This window comes from Anaerotignum faecicola, assembly GCA_024460105.1.
In the GTDB taxonomy this organism is placed as follows: domain Bacteria; phylum Bacillota; class Clostridia; order Lachnospirales; family Anaerotignaceae; genus JANFXS01.
On record JANFXS010000379.1, the window covers coordinates 1 to 423 of the forward strand.

Below are 423 nucleotides of genomic sequence, written 5' to 3' on the forward strand. Positions count from 1 at the left end.
GTCCTTTTGCTGGATAAACTGGCACCGGGAGGGCAGATCATCAACACATATGAAATCCAGAACTACCCGGGGTTTGCCTCGGTCAACGGGGCGGATTTGGCGATGCAGGTATTTGAGCATACCCAGGCTCTTGGAATCGAATTCGATTACGCTACTGTGGAAAAAATAGAGATAGAGGACTGCGAAGAAGGCGGCGGTACCGTAAAGACATTGATATGCGGGGAAGGAAAATCGTACCGGGCTTTGGCTGTAATTCTGGCTACAGGGACGAAACCGCGCATGCTTCATGTGCCGAACGAACTGGATTTTGCGGGGAAATCCATCAGCTGGTGCGCTATCTGTGATGGAGCCAAATACAGAGATAAGTCTGTCATTGTAATCGGTGGCGGCAATTCCGCGGTGGAGGAATCCATCTATCTGGCG

Annotated in this window: 1 protein-coding gene; it reads left to right on the forward strand. The window is 51.1% G+C overall.

Annotation, left to right across the window (positions count from 1 at the left end; translation table 11 throughout):
* A partial coding sequence (locus NE664_14475; GenBank protein MCQ4727840.1) for an NAD(P)/FAD-dependent oxidoreductase occupies window positions 1-423 on the forward strand: 423 nt, incomplete at both ends.